Source organism: uncultured Methanobrevibacter sp. (assembly GCF_902771435.1).
Classification (GTDB): Archaea; Methanobacteriota; Methanobacteria; order Methanobacteriales; family Methanobacteriaceae; genus Methanocatella.
Genome location: NZ_CACXXB010000006.1, coordinates 15,695 through 41,979 on the forward strand (window position 1 = coordinate 15,695; position 26,285 = coordinate 41,979).

The following is a 26,285-nucleotide window of genomic DNA, read 5'->3' on the forward strand; positions in this document are numbered from 1 at the left end:
TAAAAATTATAAATTAAATAATGTTTAAATTTAAATCAAAGAATTTAAATATAATGCACAAAAAATTATTTATCATATAATATTTAATGGAACTGATATTATGACGGAAAAGAAAATTAAAACATTAACTGCCGAAGAAGTATCTAATGAATACACCGTTGCAGAACTAAGATCTATTTTAAAAGAAAATGATTTAAGTACTTCAGGCAAAAAGAAAGATTTGGTTGAAAGAGTTTTACCTATCTTAAATGAAGATTCAGCTGAGCCATCCAGTGACGATAGTGAAGCTGAAAAAGTAGATTTGTCTCCTCTAGTTGCTGAAGATCCGGTAACTTCTGCACTAAGTAATTATGGTATTAATTATGATGAATTGGCTATTAAAGACAAAATCTCCAAGGGAGAGGATACCACTTTAAATATTGAGGGTTTCACTCAAAACGGTTTGAGCATGTCTGATTCCACTATGTCTATTGTAGCTGCTTCAGATTCTTCAAATGTCGATTTGAAAATGAACATTCCTGAAGTTTCCTACTCAGACTATGAAAGTACAGTATTCACATTCAAAGACCTTGATTTATCTATTTTGCCAAGTTCAGATCCACAAAGCCTTGAGTTTTCAGCATTTCTGGATAGTTTGGAGATAATAACTGAAAGGGATTATGTAAATTTGAAAGATCTTGATTTGATTTTCAAAGCTTTTCCTGATGAAAACGGCATAGCTGTAGATATTGGCATAAACAGCTTTTTATATCCTAACTTTAATAATGGAACTTTCAACTTTAAGGACCTTGATTTCAGTATGTCAATAGGTGCCGACGGACAAAAACTAAATATATCAATAAACTTGCCTTCATTAAATCTCATAAGCAAAGACTATAAGGTAAATGTGTCCGATTTAAATCTGGATATTGTATTGGCTGATTTAAATTTATCAGATCTTGACATATCCATATCCATGGCTGATTTCAAATACACAAACTTTGATGATGTTAATGTTAATATGGATAATGTAAATGTATCCCTTGTTCCTGTTGTCAATGCAAATAGTTTTGATGTAGTTATCGGTATGGATAGTTTTGATTTCACGGGTACAAGTTTCGATGAATTGTTCCCAATGTTAAATGTCGATACTGCAACCTTTAAAAACGCCACTGCTGCTGATGAATTCCCTGTTAATCTGATTGGTCATATATCTCCGTTAGATGTTTATCAAATGGACTTATTAGCCATTGGTGCTCTTTTAAGTTCTGGATTTGACATGGATACCTACATGAGAAACATGTCTAGCTTATATAGCGGCTCTTTCATCGGTGCCGATGAAATTTCCAGTGCAACAATATCAGATTTAGCCTTTGGTATAGCTGACATATTTAAAAACTTTGATTATTCAACTTTGGATGGAATTGTGCTTAATTTATCAGGATTGGTTGAATCAGCAGGTATTGATTTTGCTGAATTCGGTATTGACATGTCAGATTATGATTTGTCTGCAATCAGCGTGCCGGAATTTATTGACGCCCTTAAAGATTCTGTCTTTAGCCTGCCTGCAGTTACATCTGTTTTAAATATATTAACAATGGACTTTGGAAATCTTGACCTGTCCAGTATTTTAATTAAACTTGATTTGGAAAAAATCGACTTTTCTGATTTATTAGCCAGTCTTAATTTAACCAACGAGGATATGATTGGCATTTTGGATATGCTCGAAAATTCAGACCTTGATTTAGGAAAAATATTTGAAAACTTCGATTATTCAATTTTAGATACAATTGTGCTTGATTTATCCGGTGTGGTTGATTCATTAGGCATTGATGTTGCTGCTTTAGGCATCGGCTTAGAAGACCTTGATTTATCTGCAATTAAATTGTCAGAAATTATGGGTATCCTGAATAATTTCGAGTTTGACATGTCTACTATTTCTGCATTGCTGAAATTATTAGATATTGATGTGGATGAACTTGATTTAGATGGTTTAATAAAAAGTTTTGATGCTGAAAACTTTGACATATCTGCCTTATTAGCAAGTCTTAATATATCCCTTGATGATCTTTCCGCCATTATTGATATGTTCAATAATTCAGACCTTGACTTTGAAAAAATATTTGAAAACTTTGATTATTCCTGTCTGGATGCAATTGAACTTAATTTATCTGGATTGGTTGATTCATTAGGCATTGATTTGGCTGCTTTAGGTATTGACCTGTCCGATTATGATTTATCTGCAATCAAAATTTCAGAAATTATGGGTATTTTCGATAATTTCGAGTTTGACATGTCTACTATTTCTGCATTGCTGAAATTATTAGGTATTGATGTGGAAAAACTTGATTTCGAAGGTTTAATTGCCAGTTTTGATGCTGAAAACTTTGACATGTCCAGTTTATTGGCCAGTCTTAACTTAGAGGAATTGGATATTGAAAGCATTACAGCTATGTTTGAAAATTCAGACATTGACTGGGAAAAAATGTTTGAAAACTGCGATTATTCAAGTATGGATGGTCTGGTGCTTGATTTATCCGGATTGATTGAATCAGCAGGTATTGACTTGGCCCAATTCGGTATTGATGAGTCAGAGTATGACTTCTCTGCAATTAGCGTACCAGATCTTGTCGGTATCTTTAATAATCCTGATTATGACATGTCCGAATTTGACTTATCCAGTATTGACATTGGCGGACTTGATGTGTCCAGTTTAGTTGCCAGTTTTGATGCTGAAAACTTTGACGTATCTCCTTTATTAGCTAGTCTTAATATATCAAGTGAAGATCTTTCTGCAATTATCGAAATGTTCAATAATCCAGAACTTGATTTAGCTGCTATGTTTGAAAACGTTGATTATTCCTGTTTAGGTGCAATTGAACTTAATTTAACTGGTTTAATTGATTCATTAGGTATTGATTTAGCTGATTTAGGTATTGACCTGTCTGATTATGATTTATCTGCAATCAAATTGTCAGACCTTATTGACATCTTTAATAATTGCGAATTTGACATGTCCACACTTGCAGCTTTGTTAAAATTAGTAGGCATTGACGTAGATGACCTTGACTTGGAAGGTTTAATAGCCAGTTTTGATGTTGAAAACATTGACCTATCTGCTATTTTGGCCAGTCTTAATTTATCCAGCGATGATCTTTCAAAAATTTTAGAAATATTCACTAATCTTGATTTAGATGCCATATTTAGAAACTTTGATTATTCCTGTTTCGGTGCAATTGTGCTTGATTTATCCGGATTGATTGATTCATTAGGCATTGATTTGGCTGCTTTAGGTATTGACCTGTCAGATTATGACGTGTCTGCAATCACATTGTCCGATCTTATGGACATTTTCGGTAATTTTGACTTTGACATGTCTACTCTTGCAGTCCTGTTAAAATTAGTCGGCCTTGACCTAGATGACATTGATTTGGAAGGATTAATAAAAGGTATTGACTTTGAAAATATTGACATGGATGCTTTATTGTCCAGTTTCAATTTATCCATGGATGACCTTGCTGCATTTTCAGAGATGTTCGAAAATCCAGACTTTGATTTAGCTGCTATGCTTGAAAACTTAGATTATTCCTGTTTGGATGCAGTTGTGCTTGATTTATCTGGAGTGATGGATTCAGTAGATATTGATTTTGATAGTTTGGATATTAATTTGAAAGGTTATGACCTCTCTGAAATTAGATTGTCCGATGTTATTGACATCTTACGTAATTCTGAATTTGTCATGACTGTCGCTAATGCTTTGTTAAAAGTATGCAATATTGACTGGGATGAACTTGATATGTCCGGACTAATAGTTAAATTTGATGTAGATGAACTTGATATGTCTGCTTTATTAACTAGTCTAGATTTACCTGTGGATATTGAAGGTATTTTATCCATGTTCGAAATGTACGGTTTTGATTTATCAGAATTCCTGAATCAATTCTTAGGAATGTTCATGGAAAGTGCCGCTCCTGAAATTGCTGGTGCTTCTGATGATGAATAGTTGTCTTGAAGAACATTAAATATCTGTATAATTCAATGCAGTAAATGAATATCAAAAAGTATAAGAAAAATAGTAGTGGAATAATTTTCACTATTATTAATTATTTTTTTTTAAAAAATCAAATTTAAACTCATTTTAAATCAAATTTACAAGGTTGTTGATGTAAATTAATTTCAAAAGCTAAACTATTTTTATAAAAAAATTTTTGAAGTTTGCATTAAAATTTCAATCGAAGATGATATTGATAATCTTAAAAAATAAAAAGAAACAACAGAAGAAATTCAATAGCTTATTTTTTTTCTTCTATTGCAATTGACAGAATATTGTTTGTAGGATTTTGTTAAATTAATTAACAAACATTATTTTGCTTTATATGTGTCTGCAACTTTTTTGAGGGTGTCTAAATTATCGGATTGAAGTGAAACTAATTTGGATCCGTCGTGGTAAACTAACATGTAGTCGCAATATGGGCCTTTATCTGGAAGTTTGGATAAATCTCCGATAGACCAATTACCATAACTCTGATTGGTTAAATTACTTGTATTTTGAGCTATGACACGTATATAATCCTCTGCTGAATTAACTACTGCTGAACCAGTTAATACGTCCACTTGTTTTAAATCAGTTGAATTGGAAGTTACATTGAATGAATTAACAGTCAAACCTGTTTTTTCAATGGTAGCGTTTGCAACCTGAGTGTCTGCAGGCAATGATAATGTAAAGTTATCAAATTCTATGGTCTTATTAACTGGTGCTGATGTATTTCCACCACTTAAAAAGTCTAAAAAGCCGGCACTTGCTACATTTAAGCAGGAAAGTACAGCCAAAGTAATTAATAGTATAATGGCTATTTTTTTAAAGTTCATTTTTTCTCCTCATATTCAATATGTTTCAAATAATATGATGATTGTTGTTAAAAATATATTTCATTTAAATCATAGAAAATAAAAAAATTTTCATTAAATTTGTAAAAATTTAAATCATATTTATTTATTTTGAATATTTTTAAACAGAAAATCTATCATATGATGATAGTTTATTGGAATTTAAATATATAGTTTGCTATTAATATGGAAAAATATGCCTTGGATGATGGTATAAAATATAAATTTTGATGTTGCGGATAATGAAATGTCTATTTTCTTTAGACTTTTTTATCATTAATGTTCACTTTGGTGTTTATTCATATCCCGTGTGGGAAGATTATCATGTAAATTAATTTTTTCATATTCATGCTAAATTTTGCTATAATTAGTTCAAAATTTCGATAGATTATTAAATAACTTGCTATAAATATATTATTGAGATATAATTTTTCCTAAATTATTCATTTGAGTTATTGAAATTAAAACACCTTCGATAATGTGAAGCTCAATTTATTGGATTTGTGGAAAAGTCCGTGCAAATATAATAACTTCGGACAACCGGATTCTCGGAGAATTTTATGAGATTATGGGAATTTAAAAAAGGGTAGGTAAAAGCATGAGAGACATTGAGGAACTTAAAAAGACACCCGGATTATCATTGAAAAGTTATTTGATAATGTTTATTGCAAACATAATAGGATTGTATCTGATTAGCTTCGGATTGGATTTTACCGTTGACAATCTTAATCGTGTTATACTATTCATATTTTTCATCAGTATTTTCAATATATTATTCTGGCCACTTTTAACAAAGATGTTAATGCCGTTTTTTGTTTGGACTTTTGGAATAGCAGGTCTTCTTTTAAATGGAGGCCTATTTGCAATTTTCGGACCATATTTTGGTTTAAACATTACAGGATGGGGAATAATTCTAGCACCATTGACTATATCATTAATTACAATAATCCTGTCAACTATATTTACAATGGATGATGACGGCGCATATTTCCAATCTGTTTTAAGAGAAGCTCAAAGGAAAAGAAAAGGGGACATTAAGGATTACCCTGGATTGATAATCGTTGAAATAGACGGTCTTGCTTATGATGTTTTATGTGAAGCTATTGAAAATGGTCATATGCCGACTGTCAAATCAATGATGGATAGCAAAACCCATACCCTTAAAAAATGGGAAACAGATCTCTCTTCACAGACCGGAGCCAGCCAGGCCGGAATCCTCCATGGAAATAACGAAGATATCACTGCTTTTAGATGGGTTGAAAAAGAAAATGACAATCAGATAATGCAATGTTCCGGTGTTACAAAAGTAAAAATACTTGAAGAAAGGATATCTGACGGAAACGGATTGCTTGTGGATGATGGGGCGAGCAGATCAAATCTATTTTCAGGAGATACAGACAATGTAATATTCACTTTCAGTAAAATAACTGATCTGAAAAAACTATATAACGGCGCATGGTTTTCCATTTTTTCAAATCCCAACGATTTTGCACGTATAGTCGTGTTGGTCTTTGAGGATATTGTTCGTGAAATTATTTCTCAATTCAAACATAAAATATTAAACATCAGACCAAGAATTTCACGGGGAATCACATATATTCCTACAAGAGCAGGGACAAATGTATTCATGAGGGAAATCAACACTGAAACGCTAATTGGTGACATGATGGTTGGAGATATTGATGTTGCATATTCCACATATTTGGGTTATGATGAAATCGCCCACCATTCAGGAGTCAGAGATGATGATGCATGGTTTGCCCTTAGAGGAATGGACAGACAGATAAAACGTTTGTTTGAAGGAAACAAATATTCTCCAAGGGAATATCAGTTCGTGATACAGTCTGACCATGGCCAAACCAACGGTGCAACATTCAAGCAAAGATATGGACAGTCATTTGAAGATTTTATCAAATCCCTGCTTCCTCAGGACATGGACTTATATGCAAACATGTCTTCAAACGAAGACCATTTTGCGGAGGTATACATTCCTTTTTCAGATAAAATTGACTACATTAAAAACAGAGGCAAGGAAGATGAAGAAAAAGTGCTGTCAGAATCTGAAATTATTGTTCTTGCTTCCGGAAATCTTGCAATGATTTATCTAACTCAATGGAATCATAGACTGACCTATGAGGAAATCAATGAAATGTTCCCAGAGCTGATTCATGAAATCGTCAGCAATGAATACATTGGATTTATTTTAGTCAGATCATCTCAAAAAGGAGACATGGCAATAGGTAAAAATGGAATATACTATCTCGATAGTGATGAAATTGAAGGGGAAAATCCTCTTGAAGGCTTTGGAGATAATATTGCTCATCATTTAAAAAGAAACAGTTCTTTCAAATACACTCCGGACATTTTAGTCAACAGCTTTTATGATGCTGAAAATGATGAGGTTTGTGCTTTTGAAGAGCTTGTTGGAAGCCATGGTGGAGTTGGGGGAAGCCAGTCAGAACCGTTTATTTTATATCCTTCAGATTGGAATGTTCCTGATGAGGAAATAGTAGGTGCGGAAAACATCTACAGGGTATTGAAAACAAATTTAGCCAATATTAAAGAAAACGCTAAAACCGATAAGTGATGTAAAAACTTATGGATATTTCATGTATAAGATAAATGAATCTTATACATTCTTTTTTAGTTAATCACACTAATCAAATTTATATATAGTCTTAACTTATAATTTTAGGTGATACAAATGTCTTTCATTAAAAAAATCGGTTTGATAATTGCATTGAGTTTGATTGCTTGTGCTGCAGTCAGCGGAGATGATAGTATTAATGATACAGTTAAGGTCAAAATCAAAGATAATGTATTTGATGTTAAACTGGAAAATAATTCTGCCACACGGGAATTGATTAAAGCACTGGAAAAGGGTAACGTCACAGTTAATGCAACTGAGTACGGTGGTTTTGAAAAAGTGGGGGATTTGGGCTTTTCACTTCCAACAAATGATGAAAAGGTTGATACCAATCCTGGAGATATTGTACTATATCAGGGAGACAAAGTATCCTTGTTTTACGGTTCTCATACATGGAGCTATACAAAATTAGGCAAAATAGTTAACACAGACTCAGATAAGCTAAAAGAGGTCCTCGGATCCGGTGATGTTACACTGGAATTTTCTTTAAAATAATCGTTTATTTCATATTATTGGCAGATGGTTTAAAGTTTGGTATTTTCAGGTGATTTTTTCTTGTAGAATATTGTGGAGAATACTAAAACTAGTATGACAAGTGTCATATCAACCATTAGTTCAAATGGTGTGGCATTCATGAACAGATCAATTATTCCAATCAACCAGATGATTATCAAAAATACAGGAAGAATATATTTGATGATTGTTGTCCATATAGCACCAATATGGATTCTTGATTTTTCATTTAAAACCGGAATGACCTTTTCGGCGCCATAATACCAACCGAATATTACGCATTGGGCTGCGATTAAAAGCAAAATTCCGAACGTGTTAACAAAGCCGTCTACAATTCCGACAAGATAACTGCTTATTCCACATGTGAAAATCAGTGAACACAAACATCCGATAATGCTTAAAATTGTTACCAGTTTTTTACGACTCATATTTGATTTTGATGAAATTGAAGCTATTATCGGTTCAAAAAATGCGAATGCTGAACTTATTCCGGCAAATAACACTGCTAAAAAGAATAACGGTGCAAGAATGTGTCCTGCAAATCCCATCAGGCTGAATATTTTTGGAAATACTACGAATATTAATCCTGTTCCCTCACTGACTAATTCGACCAGTGGAGTTCCTGATGTTGCGGACATATAACCGAGGATTGAGAATACTCCGAAAGCGGTAAATATTTCAAAACTGGAGTTTGATGCAACAACAAGGAATACATTATCTGTCAAACCCTTATTGTCTGCCAGGTATGTTGCATAGGTCAGTGCCAAAGCTTCACCTATTCCCAGGGAGAAAATGATTTGTGAAAATGCGACAATCCATATGTTAATGTCCCATAAAAGATTCCAATTTGGGTTTATTAAAGCATTGATTCCTATACCTGCCCCTGGCAGGGTTAATGCAAAAATAACGATGATTGCCATTATGATAAATACTGTAGGTATTAAAATCTTTGAAGCGAGTCCAATTCCCTTATCAATTGACCTGTGGGATATAAACCACAGAATAATCCATGAAACGACCACTCCAACTCCCACGGGAATGAAGAAATTGCCTATTTTTGAGAGATTTTCGCCTCCTCCAACATTATGGACAAAATATGCTGCAGTATCAGTTCCCCAGCTAAAGGTTAAGCTTTTAACCATATAGAATAGATCCCAGCTGATTATGACCATATAATATATCAGCACAATGGATATTGAGAAAATAAGAACCCATGCGAGGTATTCAAATTTGGGGTTAATCGATTTAAAAATCTCAGTAAACGATTTTTTAAATGAAAATCCAATACCGTACTCTAATATTAGAAATGGAATTCCCATAATGGCTATTGCAACAGCATAAGGGAGGAAAAAAGCTCCTCCTCCGTTGGAATATACTACATAACTGAATCTCCAGATGTTTCCAAGGCCGATTGCAACTCCAATCATTGCAAAAATAAAAGTCAGTGTCGAATCCCATTGTGCATTTTCACTCATAAATTAATATTTATTATTATTTGTATTAAAAGATATTGAACGATGATTAATTTTAAATATATTGAAAATATATTTGGATATAATATTATTATACATAAAATTTTAATTTAAACTATTTTTGGTGATTTTTATGAAAATAGCTATTAGATACTACACTAAAACAGGAAATACAAAAAAACTTGCTGAAGCTATCAGCCAGGTTGTTGGTGCTGAAGCAAAGACAGTTGATGAACCGCTCAGTGAAGACGTAGACATTCTATTTTTGGGAAGTGCAGTATATGCTGCCGGTATCGATGAAAAGGTTAAGGAATTCATTAAAAGCATTGATGTCAATGTTGGTGAAGTCGTAAATTTCTCATCCGCCGCCCTGATTGAATCCACTTACAAACAGGTAAAAAAGGAAGTTGAAGCTAAAGGATTGAAAATGAGCGAAATGGAATTCCACTGCAGAGGTGCATTTAAGTTTGTCCACAGAGGAAGGCCAAACGATGAAGATTTAAGGAATGCACAGGAATTTGCAAAAGCAATAATAGCTTAATTTTGCTTATTAGTTTCATGAAAATAAGGGGAGATTTAAACAAATCTCTTTTTTAAAGTTTTTTCACTTTCAAATCCTTACGCGGTGCAATCCTTTTGTATTTAACGTCAGGATATCCGATTACCATACATGTAACCACATCATATCCCTTTTCAAGCTCAAGTAGCTTTTTAAGCTTGCGGCTCATTTTGCTGCAGGCTACAAAAAATCCACTGTATAAAACTCCAAGTCCAAGGCTTTCAGCCATAATCTCCATGTATGAACTAGCAAGACCTCCATCAACTGTACTCTTGCTTGCAACAACTATCACTAATGGCGCTCCCTTAAAAAAGAAATTATCGTCTATTTCTATTCTTTTTAGATAGCTTGCAAATGCAGACCCGAATTTTTTGCCTTTTCTAAACAGGCCTAAACATATCTCTTCAGCTTCTCTCTGCTTTGATCCGAGTATTGTGTATGATACCATCTGTCTGTTTGCTCCTGTAGGAGAATAGCGCCCGGCTTCCAGGATTTTTTCTATCTTTTCATCTTCAACGGGGTCTGGTTTAAACTGTCTGATTGTACGTCTGCTTTTCATTGCATTGAGCAATGTTTCTGGGTTGATTTCACTCATCAGTACAACTTCTTCATCAGCAGAATCATAATTGGTCATGGTTATGGCGCCCTGCGGGCATATCGCATAGCAGTGTCCGCATTCCATACATCCTTGCTGGTTAGTTTGAATTTTTTCATCTTCTAAAAAGAGGTAGGAGTTTGGACAGTCATCAATACACTTTGAACAGACAATACATTTGTCTCCATCAATATCAATTGGATTCATATTTTTCACCTTGTAAATGTAAATATTGACTTTGTTGGTTATAAATGGTTGTGTAATGGATTTTTAACCTAGATTAAGCTAATTTTATTTATCTTTTTTTTACTAAACCAATAAAGATATATATTTTCAAATATAAAATTTAGTCATACCTAAAGGTGATGATATGGATTTGATAGAAAAGCTGGAGCCCGTAATAATCTTTTCAGCGGTCATTATCGGATTGCTTTTCAGCAATATTGGGATTATAGCTGATAACACTGAGTATCTGATAAACATATTCCTGTGTCTAATGCTTTACGGATTGTTTTTGGAAGTTCCATTAAATGAGCTGAAAGACAGCTTTAAAAATGTTAAATTCACATCAACAAGCTTGATAATCAACTTTTTGTGGACTCCATTATTCGGATATTTTGTAGGTTCATTATTTTTGTGGGGAAATGTCGATGTATTGATTGGTTTTTTCATGCTGATACTGACTCCATGCACAGATTGGTATTTGGTGTTTACAAAAATGGCAAAGGGTGATTTGACATTAAGCTTATCAATCCTTCCGATAAATCTGATATTGCAGATAATATTGCTTCCTGTTTATTTGGTTGTGTTTTTTTCAACTGCAAATTCTATGGATTATTCACAACTGGCATATTCACTTGTCATTGTCATTCCATTCGTTGCAGCACAGCTTACTAAATTGGTAATGAACAATGTTTTGAAACAAAAGGCGGGCGAACTAATGGGAAGTTTGCAGATATGGTTATTGTCCCTTGCGGTATTTTGCATCTTTGCAAGCCAGGGTGAATTACTGTTTGAAAATTTAAACTCCATTGCAGTTTTATTTGTTCCGTTAATCATATTTTTCTTGGTCAATACTGCTATCGATTTGCTGGTGTCTGAAAAGATCAATTTCACATATTCTGAATATGCAAGTTTGACAATGACAACATTGGCCCGTAACTCTCCGTTGGCACTTGCAATTGCTATTAATTCCTTTCCGGGTCATGAACTAATTTCAATAGCTCTTGTAATCGGGCCCCTGATAGAATTGCCTGTATTGTATATTGTATCCAGATTCTGTTTGAAGATAATGGATTCAGATTCATTCTTTAACTAAATTTTTTAATCACAATTCCCGCCATTTCTCAATGTGTTGCAGCCTATCGAATAATCAATGAAACTCTCAAATAAATTGAATGTATTGTAATTAGACACGATTTGTTGATATGTGTTTTACATTAACGGAAGGCTTTGTAAAAACCAATTAGATTTTCAAATCTGCATATACATCAACTACTTTTCAAAAGCAGTTTTCAACAACATATTCTCATCGTTAATGTTAATTAAGTTCTTTGAGGGATTATGTTTCGTTTTTTCAAAAATGTAGGCATGCCTAAATTTTAAAATTCAAATGAAATATCAATAATTTAAATAACATAAAAAGAAGATATAAATATATAAAAAATCTAATTTTTTTAAAAAAAATAGATAATTCAAAGGATTTCATAATCTTTTCTCAAGTAATTTTAATTAAAGTTTGGTTGTGGTGGCGTAGTAATGGAGAAATTAATTGTCGGTTTGGCAGGAAATCCAAATGTTGGTAAAACAACTGTTTTCAATTCATTAACAGGCATGCATCAACATGTTGGAAACTGGCCGGGAAAAACAGTTGAACAAGCAAAGGGCCATTTTATACTTGGGGAATATGAGTATGACATTGTTGATTTGCCGGGAAACTATGCATTAACGGCACGTTCAATTGAAGAGATTGTATCAAGGGATTTCATAGTCGACGATGATTCAGATGTAATCATAAATGTGGTTGATGCAGCTAATTTGGAGCGTAACTTATATCTGACAGTTCAGATGATGGAACTCGGAGCAGATCTTGTTCTGGCACTAAACATGAATGATTATGCAAAGAAAAAAGGCCATATAATTAACATAGATTTGATGAGTAAGCTATTGGGCTTTCCTGTAATCAATATCAATGCTAAAACTGGTGAAGGTATAGATGAATTATTTAATGCTGTTGAGAAACAGGCGAAAAATCCGATTGACACCAGTGAAAAATTGAATTATGGAGCTGAATTAAAAGAACATTTGAAAGATATAAGGGTATTGATTGAAAAAGATGAAAATCTTCTGGATGTGCCTGCATTCTGGACAGCAATCAAATTACTTGAAAAGGACTCAATCATTATTCAGAAAGTTCAAAAATCACCTGAAAGCTCATCAATTTTCAGGGAATCCGATAAGGTATCAAAACACCTTTATGATATTTTTGGTGAAAGTGCGGAGGAGGTCATTGCCTCTGCAAGATATGCATTCATCGACGGGCTGATGGCTGAAGCTGTTGAAAGGCCTCCTGTTGAAAATGAAACAGTTAGTGATAAAATAGATAACATCATAACAAACAGGTTGTTAGCCATTCCAATTTTCCTTTTGGCAATGTATGTGATGTTTCAGGTGACATATACTGTGGGATCTCCATTCCAAGTGTTGATTGGGGATGCTTTTGGAATGCTTTCAAATTTTTTGGCAGCCCACATTCCAAATGTGTATTTGGCATCATTCATATGTGATGCGGTTATTGGGGGTGTAGGAGGAGTTATTTCTTTCGTACCGATAATTGTTATGATCTTTTTATTTTTAAGTATCATGGAGGATTGTGGATATCTGGCAAGGGCAGCGTTTACCATGGACATATTTATGCATAAGTTGGTCGGTCTTCATGGTAAGGCATTCATTCCAATGATTTTAGGATTTGGTTGTGGTGTGCCTGCTATTATGGCAACAAGGACACTTGAAAACGAAAATGATCGTAAACTTGCTATGATGCTTGTGCCGTTCATGTCCTGTACTGCAAGGCTGCCGATTTATGCGATTTTTATCGCGGCATTTTTCGAGGAGCATCATGGCCTTGTATTGCTTTCGATATATATTTTAGGAATCCTTGTGGCGCTTGTTGTAGCAGCAATTCTTAAAAGGTTATTATTCAAGGGATTGTCCACTCCTTTTGTGATGGAACTTCCCTCATATAAAATTCCTTCATTGAAAGGGGTATTGCTGCATACCTGGGAAAAGGTTAAAGGATTCATAAGAAAAGCGGGAACCGTAATTCTTGGATGTTCCATCGCGCTATGGGCCTTAAGCATCTTCCCGTTAGGGGTCAAATACGGATCACCCGACAGTATATTGGGTATGATTGGCAGTTTTCTAGCTCCAATTTTTGCCCCATTAGGATTCGGTACATGGCAGGCGGCTGTATCTCTTATTGCAGGTTTGGCCGCTAAGGAGGTTATTGTATCCACCTTCGGTACTCTTGGAGGCATGGATGCTGATGATGAAAGCGGCATAACCCATTTGATACATGATACATTCACTCCATTGTCAGCGTATTCATTCATGGCATTCACTTTACTCTATACTCCGTGTTTCGGTACTATCGGTGCCATTAAACAGGAAACTCAAGGTTTTAAATGGGCTTTGTTCATGTGTGCAATTACCATTACAACCGCATATGTTGTTTCATTTTTAATTTATAACATAGGTCTTTTAGCCGGATTTGGATGATTCAGCGTTTAACTTATTTTTGAAAAACATTTCATATAATGCATAATAGTGCTGATGGCTTTGAAGGGGTAAAATCTGAGGTTGATATGAAAAAAGTAGTGAAATATTGAAAAAGACTTTTCACTAGAAATCATTAAATCTGTGAAGTGTCGGCTTTTCAATATTAAGTTTTTTTTTTGATTCTGTAACTTATTCGATATTTAAGATTTTATCAAAACCGGACATTACGAGAATCTCTCTTATGGTGTCGTTGACTTTAATGACTGATGGAATGTTTTCAGGTTTTAATTTTTTTTCAGTAGCAATTAAAACTCTTAAACCTGCACTTGAAATGTATTGCAATTCAGTAAAATCTATTATCAATGAATCGAATTTGCCCATTTCATCCATTATTTCATTTTCAAAGTCAGGAGCTGTAGTTGTGTCAATCTTGTCTTTGACAGTTATTGTCAATTCCTTTTCATTATATTCTTTTGTTATATCCATGGTAATCCCTAATTTTTTTTCTTTATGTTAATTAATATGTTTTATTTTTAATTTAAATTTTTTTAAAATTGTACATCCAAAATAGGGATTTACTATTTTGAATGCAATTCATGAAAAAAGATAAAAAATTAGTCTGTTTTTTAAAAAGCCAAACTAAATTTTGTAAAAAAGAAAAAAAGAGTAGCAGAATTAAGCTGCTGTTACTTCAGTAACGAAGGTCATGTTTTCAATAGTTTCGGTTTCACCGGATTTAATGGTGTAAATTGGGGAACCGAGTAAGATTAAACCGTTGCAAACTTCTCTGATTTTATTATCAGTTACTTCTTGCATATGGGTTCCTTCATATTCGAATCCTTCGTCTGCGTTACCGTCTAATGCGAATGAAATTACTTCACCAGATTTTTTATTAGTTGCTTTTACATTTAAAATCATAATTTAATCTCCAAATTATTGATGTTTATATTTATGTATATTAACATTTTTAAATAATGCGGTTTAAATTTAAAGTAATGGAATGTCATCATATTTTTACATTGCTGAATATTGCAGTTTTTGGGCGGTGTTGAAAATGGCATTTGCTTCAAATCAGCATCATGTCAGTGATGCATTTTGGGAAGTGTTAACGTGAAATATACTAAACTTGGAAACTCAAATTTAAAGGTAAGTCGTGTTTGTATGGGGTGTATGGGATTTGGAGATTCAAAAAACGGAATGCACACATGGACGTTGCCTGAAAATGAATCTTTAGAGATTATCAAAAACGGTTTGGATAATGGAATTAATTTTTTCGATACTGCAATCGGCTATCAGAACGGAACTTCCGAACAGTATGTAGGTCGTGCAGTAAGGGAATATGCATCAAGAGATGATGTTGTCGTTGCAACCAAGTTTCTGCCACGTTCAGAAGACGAGATAAAAAACAATGTCTCAGGACAAAAGCACATTCACAGTTTTGTCGATAAAAGCCTTGAAAATCTGGGTCTGGATTACATTGACCTGTATATCTACCATATGTGGGATTACAACACTCCATTATATGATATTCTGGAGGGGCTGAATGAAGTCATTGAAGAGGGTAAAGTCAAATACATTGGTATTTCAAATTGTTTCGCATGGCAGCTTGCAAAGGCAAATGCATTGGCCGAAAGTGAAGGATTCAGTAAGTTCGTGTCTATTCAGGGCCATTATAATTTAATTTTCAGAGAAGAGGAACGTGAAATGATTCCCCTATGTCAAGCAGATAATATTGCAACAACCCCATACAGCTCACTTGCCTCCGGTAGGCTTTCAAGGTTGCCTGGTGAAGAGTCAAAAAGATTAAATGAGGATTTCTATGCCAAATTAAAATATCAGAACAGTGAAGCTCAGGATATGGAAATCATTCAGCGTGTCAGTGAAATTGCTAAAAACTATGATGTGTCAATGACTGAAGTTTCACTCGCATGGCTGCTTACAAAGGTCACTTCTCCAATCGTCGGTGCCACAAAACTGCATCATGTTGAAGGTGCTGTGAATTCTGTTGACTTGACATTAACTGCTGATGATATTAGTTATCTGGAAGAACCGTACGTCGCTCATGATCTGGTAGGGGTAATGGCCGACAATAAGGCTTCCGCCAATGATGACGATAAGGTATGGCAAAAGCACACAAAAAATAAGATTTAATCCTCTTTGCCGAAAATCAGCTCGTCAATGATGTCCATGTCAAGATGCTCTTCAACAATTTCCGCCAGTCTGTTCAATGAGTAATCTTTTTGAGTTTTGTAAGGGTCTTCACCATATTTGGCTTCAAGACCTTTTTTAACTCTGATATAGTTTAAAAATTCCCTTCTGAAGTTGTAGTTATGGAATATTCCGTGGAAGTAGGTTGCAAATGCATTTCCATTGCTTGCTCCATCAAGCACTCCATCTTCGTTGTTTCCCTGACCTTTTTTAATGTTTAAAAGGGCTGTTGAATTAAAAAGTTCAGTTGTTCCCTCATGAATTTCATAGCCTGTCACTTCCTCACCGGCAATGTCTTTGAATATTTCGCCTGCAATACCTTCGAGATTATCAGGAATTGTTGCTGTTGACTGTGTAACAATCTTTCCCTGTCTTGAAAAGCTTGATTCTATATCCAAAAGACCTAATCCTTTGAGGGTTCCATGCTTTGATTCCCGCTTTTCCTCATCGTGAATAACATTTCCTAAAATCTGCAGACCTCCACAGATTCCTACAATTGGAATCTCTGATGATTTTTCAATTATCTTGTCTGCAAGTCCGCTTTCACGCAACTCGAACATGTCTCCTGTTGCATTACGTGTTCCTGGAATCAGAATGGCATCGACATCTCCGATTTCATCATTAACGCCAATCATTTTAAGCGCAACATCACTTTCGTATTCAAATGGATCGATGTCTGTGAAATTAGCTATTTTAGGCAATCGAATCACTCCTATTGTGATGTCCTTGTCCTCTTCAAATACGTGTGTGGTAAGGGATGCGGAATCTTCTTCAGGCAATTTTAAGGTTTCATCATAAGGCAAAACTCCTAAAACAGGTTCACCTGTTATTTCTTCAATCCTGTCAAGCCCTGGCTTTAGAATATCCAAATTGCCTCTGAATTTGTTGATGACGGTTGCCTTTAGACGTGACCTGTCATAATCGTCAAGAAGGACATAAGTTCCTGCAATCGCTGCAAAAACACCTCCCATTTCGATATCTGCTATTAGGATAACATTGGCATCTGCCATATGCGCAATTTCCATATTGGCAATGTCCTGCTCTCTCATGTTAATTTCAGCCGGAGAACCTGCACCTTCAATGATTATGATGTCATAGTCTTTTGATAAAATGTCAAAACTTTCTCTAATGGCGTTTAATGCCGTATCATGGTATTTGTGCTGGTAATCATAGAAGTTCATGTCTCCAATGGATTTTCCCTGGATGATTACATTTGAAGTGAAATCCCCTTTTGGCTTTAGCAAAACAGGGTTCATGTGTATGCTTGGTTCTATCATTGCCGCTTCGGCCTGTAACATCTGTGCTATTCCTATTTCACCGTTTTCCTTGGTGGTAAAAGAGTTTAGGGACATGTTTTGAGATTTAAAAGGAGCTACCTTATATCCTCTTGTCTTATATATTCTACAGAGTGCTGCTACAAGCATACTTTTTCCGGCATTAGATGAGGTTCCTTGAACCATGATACATTTTGTCATGATAGAATATATTTAGTTAATGTTATAAATAATTTAAAAATGAGTTATTCTTAATCTGATTTGAAGGGCAACACATAGTATTCTGTTTGGGGCCTTAGCATTTGAATTTGCTAAATGTTGACTGTGTGAACTTTATGTATCTGCCCTTTCAAATTCGATTAACAAAAATTAATCATCGAAAATTAATTTTGTATTAATTAATTTATTTGATATTATATTTAAATTATTCTAAAAACTATAAATTTTTATTATTTAAAAGTTTAATATGCTAAAATCACTTTAAAGTAAATTTAATAATTTTTAATGGTATTTTTTAATTTCGATAATATATTTTTTACATTCATTAATTTTTGGAGAGGTAAATGCGGTTGGAATTATTTTAGTAACCTTTATTTACTAAAATAGAAACCTTTTTATATATCCAAATATTAAATAATATTTAAATAGTATATGAAACTTAACTTTTTAATGATGAATTTATTCAAAGAAGTGAGGTCAATTTATGAAATTTGAACAAGAAGAGCCAATAGAAGATGCTTCAGCCGAAGAAATAGTAAAGCCGGTTGAAGTGGAATCTGATGAACCAAAACATATGTTAGATTATGATAACATTAAAAGCTCACAGGATATTGATGTACCACCTTTATTAATTGACCAAGTAATTGGGCATGAAGAGTCCATAGAAACAATTAAAAAAGCAGCAAAACAAAGAAGAAATGTTTTGCTCATTGGAGACCCGGGTGTAGGTAAATCAATGCTTGCAAAAGGTATGGCACAGATACTGCCTCATGAAACCCTTCAGGATGTATTGGTATATCCGAACATGGAGGACAACAACCATCCTTTGGTAAGGACAGTTCCTGCAGGTGAAGGTAAAAAGATAGTCAAAGCAACTAAAGGGTCTGCAAAAGGTCATGAAGAGAGAAAGACAATCATTACAATGTTTGCCATAGGTGGAATTTTAGTCATCGGATTCATGTATGGAAGATTGCTTGAATCTATTATTGCAGCTGCTTTAATCTTACTTATCTCAATACAAATTAAGCCAAAAACCAATAATATGTCTCCAAAATTGTTGGTTAACAATGAAGAATCAAGATTTGCACCATTTATGGATGCGACAGGCGCTCATGCAGGAGCATTGCTTGGAGATGTTCGTCACGATCCATATCAGTCAGGAGGATTAGGAACTCCTGCACATGAACGTGTGGAAGCAGGTATGATTCACAAGGCAAACCGTGGAGTTTTATACATCGATGAGATCGGTACAATGAGCATGAAGACTCAGCAGGAACTCTTGTCTGCAATGCAGGAAAAACAATATGCAATCACAGGTCAAAGTGAAAACTCAAGTGGTGCAATGGTAAGATCACAGGCAGTACCGTGTGACTTTGTACTTGTAGCATCAGGAAACCTTCAGGTATTGGAAGGAATGCATATTGCAATGAGGTCCAGAATCAGAGGATACGGTTATGAAGTATTCATGAAGGATTATATGGATGACACTACTGAAAACAGAGAGAAACTTGTCCAGTTTGTAGCTCAGGAAGTTAAAAACGATGGAAGAATTCCTCACTTTGCTCCGGATGCATTGGATGAAATCATTATGGAAGCGAAAAGAAGGTCCGGAAAACAGAATGCCTTAACCTTAAGATTAAGAGACCTTGGAGGTCTTGTAAGATCTGCAGGGGACGTAGCTATTGAAAAAGGCGCGAATCTGGTTACTGCACAGCATGTTGTTGAAGCTAAAAAATTCGCAAGGACACTTGAACAGCAAATAGCTGACCGTTCAATCATGCAAAGAAAAGACTACAGTATGGTATCTGCTGAAGGTGGAAGAGTAGGTCTTGTAAACGGTCTTGCAGTTATCGGTGATAGAAGTGGAATTGTTTCTCCTATTGCAGCAGAAGCAGCTCCTACACAGTCCAAAAACGGTGGTAAAATAATTGCTACCGGTAAATTGGGTGAAATAGCTCAGGAATCCGTACAGAACGTAAGTGCATTAATTAAAAAATACACTAACAAGGACATTTCAGACTATGACATTCACGTCCAGTTCATCCAAACCTACGATGGTGTAGAAGGGGATTCTGCAAGTGTAAGTATTGCTACCGCAGTCATTTCAGCTGTTGAAGAAATTCCAATCGACCAGACAGTAGCATTGACAGGTTCACTCAATGTTCGTGGAGATGTAATGCCTATCGGTGGAGCAACAGCCAAAATCGAAGCTGCCGCAGAAGCAGGAATGAAAAAAGTATTGATTCCAAAGTCTAACTTGAAGGACGTTATGATTGAGAAAAAATACGAAGACATGATTGAAATCATTCCTACCGAAACCTTAAGCGACGTATTGGAAAATATTTTAATCAGCGGTTCTAAAAAGGACAAACTCATAGAAAAAATGAAAAACATAGGTTCTAGAGTAGCCGAAAAAGTTCCGCAAACCACAATCAATAATCCAACTACAAATTAATTTGGATTATTTTTTCTTTATTTTTTGATTTAACACTTTTTTTTAAACTATTTTGCATAATAACAATTTTTATATATAATATATTTGTAATATATTTATCATGGTTAGTTTTTTTAAATTTAATATGGCAAAATTATCTGGGAAGGTAACATCTAAAGTTGCAAAATATGGTCCCGGAAGTGGAGGAACATATCCCGGACACATCTTTACAAAAATAGCCGGGCAGGAAGCTATTCCAAAATTGGCTTCCGATTTGAAGTACGGTTCAGTTTTAATCACAGGAACTAATGGTAAGACAACTACAACCACTCTTTTGATAAAACTAATGTCCAAGGATATTCAAATAAGAAAAAGTTATGAAAACAATATCCTAAACTCTATTGTAACAGCACTTTTATCTCAAAAAGGGGATTTGGGTATTTTTGAATATGGAATTCGTGACCTGACTTGGGGAATTCCGGACACTGTTGAAAGATTAATCAAACCGATAGGTGTTGTCTATACTACAATTTCACAGGAGCACACTCAGGTTGCAGGTGTAAAAAATCCTTTCGAATCCTATTATGAAGCAAAAAGGCTGCTTTCAAAAGGCATGACCCGAGGAGCTATAGTGACCAACTGTGATGATCCGAGAACAGCGTTCATTGGAATCGACAAATCAGGTGATGTCAATGTTAACTATTACGGAATCCAAACCGATGCCATTGAGGATATTGGCGCAAGCACTATTGAATGTCCTAAATGCGGCAAACAATTGGATTATTCTCACTTTTACCTGAATCACAGAGGAATCTATGCCTGTGAATGCGGATTTAAACGCCCGGAGCCTAATGTCAAACTAGTCAATGTCGAATTCGGTTCAGATAAATGGATTTTGGATATTGAAGGTGACCTTTATAATTATATTGCCAAAAAGAATGTTAAATTTAATTTAAAACTTAATGTACCTCCATTCGGTTTCCACAATATCTACAATACCTTGGCTTCAATCACTGCCTATGCAACATTCACTCCAAAAGTGGAAAACATAGAAACTACAGTCAAAGACATTTTCAACAATCTTGACATGTCATTCATTCCCCCTGGAAGATTTGAAGTGGTTGATATAGGAGGAAAATTCGTAGGATTGGGTCAGGGAGACAATGGGGATGCACTCAAAATCAATGCAATGTTTATGAATCAGTTCATAGATGCTCCTTTTGAATTCATCTACACCACTCCTGATGAAAAAGAGGAAGAAATCTTTAATGATCACTATAGTGTAATAAAAAGCATGAATCCGGACCATATTATTGTGGTTCCGGGAAGACATTCAATTGAAAAGGCTGAAGAATATTACAATATCATAAAAGAGGATTATCCCGACGCCGAGTTTTACCCGTTAAGCTATGATGAGATGGGTGTCAGAATAGAAAAGTTAAATGAGCTTGCAAGAAATTCCGACTATAAATATGTAATCATGACCGGTTGCGGTGAGGAACAGGCAATGTGGGAAGAAATCAAAAAGAAAATGATTAATAGATAATTTTACTATCTATTATCTCTTTTAATTTTTTATAGAACTCCATATTTGAGGGTTCAATCTCTTTAAAGGCAGCATCAATGCTGCAGCCGCACAAATCACAGCTTCCGATGATGTAATCGGATGAATCTTTTTTTATTAAAATTCCGAAAACTCTTTCCTTTTCATTTGCATATTTTTCAAACTCTTCAGGTGACAGCTTTAAATTGTAATCCTGTGTCGAGTAGATGTCGCATTCATTGATTACTGGGATGAACACGTACATTCCTATGTTTAAAAAGACATTTTCATGTTTTAGAATTTTCAAAATCTTTTCTTCGAAGCTATCGTTGATGTTAATGCTGTATTGTTCCAGTTCGCTGATGTTGTTTGAGCCCATGTAGTAATTGTCATGGATTAGCGTAGCAACCAAATCAGGGTCTACATAATTATTGCAGGAAGCCCTAATATTTTTAATAGTTTCGCTAAGATTCATCACAATATGCCTCGAACTCTTCACATAATGAAATCACTTTATCAAGATGAGGAATTGATTCAATCCAATCTACAGGTATTGCATCAAAACCGTAATAGATTCCGGCAAGTCCTCCGCAAATTGCCGCATTGGTGTCAGTGTCTCCACCCAAATTCACTGCCTTGAGAACTGCATCCCTGTAGTTTTCGGTGGTCTTCAAACAGTAAACAACGGTTTCGATGGTGTCAATGACATATCCTCCGCTCATGATGCCCTCTGAAAAGTCATCATCAAATATTCTTTTGAATTCGCCAAGCTCCTCATTATCTGCATAGTGTTGTTTAATTTTTTCACAGGCGTTGCTTATGTGTTCGTCAATTGTCAAATCATTAGCTAACATGGATTTTGCTATTTCAACATATAATACGCAGGCTATTTTTGACCTGTCATGGCCGTGGGTCAGGCTGGAAACGTTTTCAATGGTTTCATAGTCAATGTCTGAAATGAATGCAAGGGGCAGTATTCTCATTAAAGACCCGTTTCCGTTGTCATGAGTTGAGGTTCCTCCGGATTTCAATGGTTCGGTGCCGTCCCTATATCTGTTTAAGCCTCTTATTGTAGTATTTCCAATGTCAAAGGTTTCCCTGTACTGTGAATATTCATGATTAAAAGCCCAGTTGCAGAATTCCTCCATCAGGTTGTCGTAATCTATCCCATTCATGTTGACAATGCTTCTCATGGTGGCTATTGTCATTGATGAATCGTCAGACCAGGTGCCCTTCGGCTGGTTGTAAGTTCCATATTCTCTCATATCGACTACGGGGTCAGCTTCAAGTTCATTTCTTGAATAGAATTCAACAGGAACTCCTAATGCATCGCCCACTACAAAACCGCAAATCCCATCTTTAACTTTCATAATTAAATATATATTTTTTGAAGTAATTAAAAATTTATATTTTGAAAACAAATTTAATTTCATGATTTTCAAAACCGCAAATCTCACATTAAGGCCATGGAGTGAAGATGATGCTGAATGCTTATATCATTTCGCTAAAAATCCTAATGTGGGTCCGATAGCCGGATGGCCTCCACATGAAAGTGTTGAAGATAGCTTGAACATCATAAAAACTGTTTTTGCCAAAAAGGAAACTTATGCTATTGTGAAAGATGGTGTTCCAATAGGATGTGTTGGCTTGCTGTTTCATCCGGATACCAATCACTGGTGGGGTGAAGGAGCAGTTGAGCTGGGTTACTGGATAGCTGAGGAGCATTGGGGAAATGGATATGCTGCAGAAGCATCAAAAGCCATAATTGACCATGCATTTGAAGATTTGGAAATTTCACAGATATATGCATCATACCGGACTGAAAATGTCCGTTCAAAAAGGGTTTTGGAAAAATTGGGTTTTGAATATTATGCAGAAATGACAAATGAAAATTATCTGCATGAATTTTTCACAGAGGTTGCATTGAAACTTGAAAAATAATTATATACTAAGAAATGTTAATTTTAACTAATGACTAGAAAATGTACTAACTGTGGATTTGAAAATCAGGATTATTATGATTACTGTGCCAAATGCGGTACTCCTCTTGTGGAAGGAGCGAAACCCAAACAGTTTTATGTCTATAGGGCACAGCCAAGAGTCAATAAAAGAAATCTGCTGATATCATATTTGGTAACCATATTCCTGTCCTGGGGCGGTGTGATAGTATGGCTGATTTCAAAAACCTCAAGCTTTACAATGTTTACTTTTTTCGGATTTTTCATGCCGTTCTATCTGGTCCAGTCAAAGCATCCTCAAATCAAAAAACATGGAATAATTCAGCTTTTAATCTCACTGGTTGGTGTTGGTCTCTCTTTTTATCTGATGTTGCATAAATAAGAAAAAAAGGGGAAATTTAGACAAAATGGAAGCTAACATTTCCCATTAAAATTTGTATCGGAACTGCTAAAGGATTGAATGTACCCTTGCTCATGGCTGTACTGACTGCGTCTCCCCTATCCATGGTTCCGCTGACCTGATCATTTCCGGCATAACCGTTGTATGCGTCATTGGCACGAATGTTGTCAACAAGACCGGCTCCAAAAATGGATTCGGCAGCTTCAGGATTCACACTAAGGATTAGATGGGGTGTGAAATGGTAAGTGTGTTCCATAATTTCTTTTGCAGCTCCATAAGGATTGTTAGGTGAAAACAGATGGATGTTATGCAGGGTATCTCCATTTGGATGATATGAATTTCCAGGATAAATCCATTCAAAACCGCCCAAAACACTAAATTTAGCTGCCATGTCTACTCCAGGGTCACCTTCGTCAGTATCTTCAGCGAGAATTAATATTGGACTTGTCATTGTAAACAATAAAAAAGCAATAATAATTATCGCTATTATTCCCAATATTGTTTTTCCGGTTTTCATAATCATTTGTATTAACTCTTATAAGTATAAATACTTAACTTTTTTAATTATCAAAAACATATATGATAACATAAATATTTTGGTGATATTGTGATTATTGGTGGTTCAGCTTCTCAAGATTTAGCAGCTCATGTTGCACGTGAACTTGGCGAAGAATTACGTTATGTTGAAACTAAAAAGTTTCCAGATGGTGAAAGGTATTTGAGAATTGACGGTGTCATTGATGATGAAGTGACAGTCATTCAGTCTACCGGTTACCCTCAGGATGAAAATTTGATGGAATTATTATTTATAATAGCCAATCTCAAGGATTTGGGTGCTAAAAAAGTCAGGGCAGTAGTTCCATATATGGGATATGCAAGACAGGAAAAACGTTTCAATCCAGGTGAAACCGTTTCTGCAAAAATCGTTTGTGATTTGATACAGTCTGCAGGTGCAGATGAATTCATAACATTCAACATTCACGAGGCATGTGTTTTAAACTTCTTTGACATTCCTGCAAAAAACGTCTCAGCAATGCCTGCCATTGCAGAATATCTGGACAAGAAATACTTCAGGAAAAGCGATGAAAAGCCATTGATTATTGCACCTGATAAAGGAGCATATGGATTTGCACAGGAAATGTCTGAAATCATAGGATGTGACTGCACATACCTGACCAAAGTCCGATTAGGTCCTGATAAGGTTGAAACTAAAATTGTGGACGTAAGATGTGATAGCGAAAGTGAAAACACTGTTAATGTTGATTCCGTAAAAGGAATGCATGCAATCATCATTGATGATATTATTGCAACCGGAGGAACCATTGTCAATGCAATAAACATTTTAAAACAGCACGGTGCTTCATCAATCGACGTATGTTGCGTACATCCTATTTTAACCAATAACGGCGCTACAAGAATCTATGAAGCAGGCGCCAATAAGATTATCGGAACAAACAGTCTTTCTTCAGACACTTCACGTGTATCACTTGCAAAATCAATTGCTGATGCCTTGAGGGATTAGAATGGATAAGGAACAGATAAAACGTGAATTGGTTGACATTTCCAATAAGATCTTGGAGAAATATTCTGAAATGGATGTTGTTGAAACCATTTCAGTAATGAATATGGCTGCAAAAACCATTTTTTTGGGCTCTCTTAAGGTTTACAATTATGAGGTCATTCCAAATGTCATGAGAGATTTGGAAAAAGAGCTGAAAGGATATGGGGATTTGGTCGTTAGAGACCAGAAGGTCACTCCATGCTGCTCTCCAAGTTACACTCATATCAGCTTCAATATTACAGTTCCAAACTAGATTATC

Annotated in this window: 22 protein-coding genes; 13 read left to right on the forward strand and 9 right to left on the reverse strand. The window is 35.0% G+C overall.

All coding sequences use genetic code 11. The features are described 5' to 3' along the window. Positions 1–100: 100 nt before the first annotated feature. The gene (locus QZU83_RS02540) at positions 101–3,982 is read left to right on the forward strand and encodes an SAP domain-containing protein (RefSeq protein ID WP_295609393.1); all 3,882 of its coding nucleotides are present in this window, start codon (positions 101–103) and stop codon (positions 3,980–3,982) included. Positions 3,983–4,341: 359 nt separating this feature from the next. Here the strand turns inward: QZU83_RS02540 and QZU83_RS02545 are convergent, their stop codons facing one another. Then, the gene (locus tag QZU83_RS02545) at positions 4,342–4,848 is read right to left on the reverse strand and encodes a hypothetical protein (RefSeq protein ID WP_295609394.1); all 507 of its coding nucleotides are present in this window, start codon (positions 4,846–4,848) and stop codon (positions 4,342–4,344) included. A 616-nt stretch (positions 4,849–5,464) separates the two neighbouring features. Here QZU83_RS02545 and QZU83_RS02550 point away from each other — a divergent pair. Both QZU83_RS02550 and QZU83_RS02555 read left to right on the forward strand, forming a co-directional pair. Then, entirely contained in the window at positions 5,465–7,453 is a 1,989-nt protein-coding gene (locus QZU83_RS02550; RefSeq protein WP_295609396.1) for a phage holin family protein, read from the forward strand. Positions 7,454–7,570: 117 nt separating this feature from the next. Then, on the forward strand, positions 7,571–8,008 hold the full coding sequence (locus tag QZU83_RS02555) for a cyclophilin-like fold protein (RefSeq protein ID WP_295609398.1): 438 nt from the start codon (positions 7,571–7,573) through the stop codon (positions 8,006–8,008). A 29-nt stretch (positions 8,009–8,037) separates the two neighbouring features. Here the strand turns inward: QZU83_RS02555 and QZU83_RS02560 are convergent, their stop codons facing one another. Next, positions 8,038–9,501, reverse strand: a complete 1,464-nt coding sequence (locus tag QZU83_RS02560) for a sodium-dependent transporter (protein ID WP_295609399.1) — start codon at positions 9,499–9,501, stop codon at positions 8,038–8,040. Between the two features lie 130 nt (positions 9,502–9,631). On the opposite strand from QZU83_RS02560, the gene QZU83_RS02565 reads away from it, so the two are divergent. Further along, entirely contained in the window at positions 9,632–10,039 is a 408-nt protein-coding gene (locus QZU83_RS02565; RefSeq protein WP_295609401.1) for a flavodoxin family protein, read from the forward strand. A gap of 52 nt (positions 10,040–10,091) precedes the next feature. Here QZU83_RS02565 and QZU83_RS02570 read toward each other — a convergent pair whose 3' ends face one another. Further along, positions 10,092–10,859 carry a nitroreductase family protein gene (locus QZU83_RS02570; protein WP_295609403.1) on the reverse strand — a complete coding sequence of 256 codons (768 nt, stop codon included), beginning with the start codon at positions 10,857–10,859 and terminating at the stop codon, positions 10,092–10,094. Between the two features lie 163 nt (positions 10,860–11,022). Here QZU83_RS02570 and QZU83_RS02575 point away from each other — a divergent pair, with 163 nt between their 5' ends. Together QZU83_RS02575 and feoB are read left to right on the forward strand one after the other, a co-directional pair. Continuing rightward, positions 11,023–11,970: an arsenic resistance protein gene (locus QZU83_RS02575; protein ID WP_295609405.1), complete on the forward strand. Its 948-nt coding sequence runs from the start codon at positions 11,023–11,025 to the stop codon at positions 11,968–11,970. Positions 11,971–12,410: 440 nt separating this feature from the next. After that, entirely contained in the window at positions 12,411–14,429 is a 2,019-nt protein-coding gene (feoB, locus tag QZU83_RS02580; protein ID WP_295609406.1) for a ferrous iron transport protein B, read from the forward strand. A 189-nt stretch (positions 14,430–14,618) separates the two neighbouring features. Here the strand turns inward: feoB and QZU83_RS02585 are convergent, their stop codons facing one another. Together QZU83_RS02585 and QZU83_RS02590 are read right to left on the reverse strand one after the other, a co-directional pair. Further along, a complete protein-coding gene (locus QZU83_RS02585; RefSeq protein ID WP_295609408.1) occupies positions 14,619–14,915 on the reverse strand; it encodes an STAS domain-containing protein in 297 nt (98 codons plus the stop codon). A gap of 189 nt (positions 14,916–15,104) precedes the next feature. Beyond that, on the reverse strand, positions 15,105–15,347 hold the full coding sequence (locus QZU83_RS02590) for a hypothetical protein (RefSeq protein WP_295609410.1): 243 nt from the start codon (positions 15,345–15,347) through the stop codon (positions 15,105–15,107). 192 nt (positions 15,348–15,539) lie between these two features. Here QZU83_RS02590 and QZU83_RS02595 point away from each other — a divergent pair, with 192 nt between their 5' ends. Then, complete coding sequence (locus QZU83_RS02595) at positions 15,540–16,580, forward strand: aldo/keto reductase (protein ID WP_295609411.1); 1,041 nt, start codon at positions 15,540–15,542, stop codon at positions 16,578–16,580. Here the strand turns inward: QZU83_RS02595 and cobQ are convergent. Continuing rightward, positions 16,577–18,112: a cobyric acid synthase CobQ gene (gene cobQ, locus QZU83_RS02600; RefSeq protein WP_295609412.1), complete on the reverse strand. Its 1,536-nt coding sequence runs from the start codon at positions 18,110–18,112 to the stop codon at positions 16,577–16,579. The two genes, QZU83_RS02595 and cobQ, sit on opposite strands and share 4 nt — an antisense overlap. Positions 18,113–18,704: 592 nt before the next feature. Here cobQ and lonB point away from each other — a divergent pair. Together lonB and QZU83_RS02610 are read left to right on the forward strand one after the other, a co-directional pair. Beyond that, positions 18,705–20,585 (forward strand): ATP-dependent protease LonB, encoded by a 1,881-nt coding sequence (gene lonB, locus QZU83_RS02605; protein ID WP_295609446.1) that lies wholly within the window; start codon positions 18,705–18,707, stop codon positions 20,583–20,585. A gap of 100 nt (positions 20,586–20,685) precedes the next feature. Next, the gene (locus QZU83_RS02610) at positions 20,686–22,110 is read left to right on the forward strand and encodes a Mur ligase family protein (protein ID WP_295609413.1); all 1,425 of its coding nucleotides are present in this window, start codon (positions 20,686–20,688) and stop codon (positions 22,108–22,110) included. On the opposite strand, the gene QZU83_RS02615 is transcribed toward QZU83_RS02610, so the two are convergent. Together QZU83_RS02615 and QZU83_RS02620 are read right to left on the reverse strand one after the other, a co-directional pair. Further along, positions 22,100–22,582: a hypothetical protein gene (locus QZU83_RS02615; protein WP_295609415.1), complete on the reverse strand. Its 483-nt coding sequence runs from the start codon at positions 22,580–22,582 to the stop codon at positions 22,100–22,102. The genes QZU83_RS02610 and QZU83_RS02615 overlap by 11 nt on opposite strands. Continuing rightward, positions 22,572–23,477: an ADP-ribosylglycohydrolase family protein gene (locus QZU83_RS02620; RefSeq protein WP_295609416.1), complete on the reverse strand. Its 906-nt coding sequence runs from the start codon at positions 23,475–23,477 to the stop codon at positions 22,572–22,574. Before QZU83_RS02620 ends, QZU83_RS02615 begins: the two co-directional genes overlap by 11 nt. 61 nt (positions 23,478–23,538) lie before the next feature. Here QZU83_RS02620 and QZU83_RS02625 point away from each other — a divergent pair, with 61 nt between their 5' ends. Both QZU83_RS02625 and QZU83_RS02630 read left to right on the forward strand, forming a co-directional pair. Then, complete coding sequence (locus QZU83_RS02625) at positions 23,539–24,048, forward strand: GNAT family N-acetyltransferase (RefSeq protein WP_295609418.1); 510 nt, start codon at positions 23,539–23,541, stop codon at positions 24,046–24,048. 30 nt (positions 24,049–24,078) lie between these two features. Next, on the forward strand, positions 24,079–24,447 hold the full coding sequence (locus QZU83_RS02630; RefSeq protein ID WP_295609420.1) for a zinc ribbon domain-containing protein: 369 nt from the start codon (positions 24,079–24,081) through the stop codon (positions 24,445–24,447). Positions 24,448–24,463: 16 nt separating this feature from the next. Here the strand turns inward: QZU83_RS02630 and QZU83_RS02635 are convergent, their stop codons facing one another. Next, positions 24,464–24,982: a hypothetical protein gene (locus QZU83_RS02635; RefSeq protein ID WP_295609421.1), complete on the reverse strand. Its 519-nt coding sequence runs from the start codon at positions 24,980–24,982 to the stop codon at positions 24,464–24,466. 90 nt (positions 24,983–25,072) lie between these two features. On the opposite strand from QZU83_RS02635, the gene QZU83_RS02640 reads away from it, so the two are divergent. Further along, the gene (locus QZU83_RS02640) at positions 25,073–25,987 is read left to right on the forward strand and encodes a ribose-phosphate diphosphokinase (protein WP_295609423.1); all 915 of its coding nucleotides are present in this window, start codon (positions 25,073–25,075) and stop codon (positions 25,985–25,987) included. A 1-nt stretch (position 25,988) separates the two neighbouring features. Continuing rightward, positions 25,989–26,279 carry a hypothetical protein gene (locus tag QZU83_RS02645; protein ID WP_295609425.1) on the forward strand — a complete coding sequence of 97 codons (291 nt, stop codon included), beginning with the start codon at positions 25,989–25,991 and terminating at the stop codon, positions 26,277–26,279. Positions 26,280–26,285: the final 6 nt, after the last annotated feature.